Genomic DNA, 1,502 nt, shown 5'->3' with positions numbered 1-1,502 from the left:
ATGACAACAATAGGGAGTGTTTCACCAGTAATGGCTTTGCCTTCACCCCGTTTGGCGAGCACAAGTTTACCATCAACGGGCTTTGCTACTGCATCATATTCTTCTGCAAGGCGTGTAGCAAAAGCCATATCGCTTTCTGATGTTTGATCAATATGACGCACAACGATTTTTGCAAGAGAAGGATCAACCTTCGCAGTATAGCCATTACGCTGTGCTATCTCTTGAATAATACTGCCAAGGGTTTTTTGGTGATAGGATTGGCTTTTTGGAGTTCTGTAAGACGTGTTCATGGAGGCGGCGCGCCCTGTCACACTTAAGCTTTGTGGTGGGCTGCTCACAGAGATTTCGTCTATCAGATAGGCTCCCATATCGCGGTTTTTTCCGCCTTCATAGCCAAGTGTTATGGAAATAACTGTCCCGATGAGAGGGATATCAAGAAAGCCGTTATCACTGTCACGTGCGCGGTCATCAAGCTCTATAGTGATACGATCACTTTTGTTTTCTGCTTCATCGGTAATTTCAATTGATAAAACATAATCCATGAGCGTTTTGGTGATGTCTTCTCCATTTGCCAGAACCATGCAAAAAGGTTTCATGACTGGCTACCCCAAATTCTGATTACTGGTGTGGCTTTCGGATAGGGGAGGGTTGGTAAGAGTATCGTGATGCCTGCTTTTAAAATGGGTCCATAGTCTGCAAGCCCCAAATTCGCTGCATAGACGCGTTCAACAGCAAGCGCTTGTTGACTTTTGGCATAGTATTTCCAGCAAATGGCATCCACCATATCGCCATCTTTGGTCATATAAAGGTCACTCATAGGTCTTCACCATATTCTCTCAACTTTATTGTAAATTCTTGTTTTTTGGGGGTGCCGTTATGATGAAAAACGCTTTGTTTTTCCTCTACAGAAAGAATGACAAACTTACCTAAGATTTTGCCTTGACCGCTCACAAGAATGTGAGGTCCTTCATGTGCCATTTGTCGTAAATATTCGAGCTGTCTGTGACCACCTTTGAAATCTGGATAAATCACGCCAGTTAAAGAAAATTCCGCATTTGCAACAGCTGGCAATTGAAGAGCCGCCTTTCTCCCCAATCGCCCTTGCTCGACCCATGGCACCCCATAAGACATATCAAGAGTTTGATAAGCTGCTGTTTCAATCGAAAAAATAAAACCACCTAAAGCTAACATCATGGTATTTAATCCGAAAGGCTAGAGGCTATGGCTAAACGTTGCTGTTTTGCATAGTGTTCAAGTGCTTGATTGACAGCGTCTCTGATTTCGTCCTTGAGACCATTTGGTACTGAAATATTGAGATTTGTAATGGTTACGCGGGCGTCTACTTCAACGGGTTTGTGAACCGTAATGGGCTTGGGAGCTTTGAAGGCAGCCACTTTATTTGTTGCCTGCATTTGTCCTGTTTCAATGACACCTGTATTAAAGCCACTCTTGCGTTTTTCAGGCGGGGTATTTGTAACCACTACTGTATCCAGCATTTTTTT

Annotated in this window: 3 protein-coding genes and 1 pseudogene; all 4 read right to left on the bottom strand. The window is 43.5% G+C overall.

Features of this window, described 5'->3' with window-relative positions; all coding sequences use genetic code 11:
* The coding region (locus tag ACFIJ0_RS00180; RefSeq protein WP_375644091.1) for a contractile injection system protein, VgrG/Pvc8 family at window positions 1–596 on the bottom strand (596 nt) is incomplete at its 3' end.
* A complete protein-coding gene (locus tag ACFIJ0_RS00175) occupies window positions 593–817 on the bottom strand; it encodes a tail protein X (RefSeq protein WP_375644093.1) in 225 nt (74 codons plus the stop codon). The genes ACFIJ0_RS00175 and ACFIJ0_RS00180, both read right to left, overlap by 4 nt.
* Window positions 814–1,194 carry a phage tail protein gene (locus tag ACFIJ0_RS00170; protein WP_375644094.1) on the bottom strand — a complete coding sequence of 127 codons (381 nt, stop codon included), beginning with the start codon at window positions 1,192–1,194 and terminating at the stop codon, window positions 814–816. Before ACFIJ0_RS00170 ends, ACFIJ0_RS00175 begins: the two co-directional genes overlap by 4 nt.
* A 5-nt stretch (window positions 1,195–1,199) precedes the next feature.
* Window positions 1,200–1,502 (bottom strand): annotated as a pseudogene (locus ACFIJ0_RS00165) (phage tail protein); the annotation flags it as partial.

It is taken from the genome of Bartonella sp. OC68QHHN, from assembly GCF_042193875.1.
GTDB lineage: Bacteria > Pseudomonadota > Alphaproteobacteria > Rhizobiales > Rhizobiaceae > Bartonella > Bartonella grahamii_A.
This window is presented reverse-complemented; position numbering and strand designations above follow the sequence as displayed.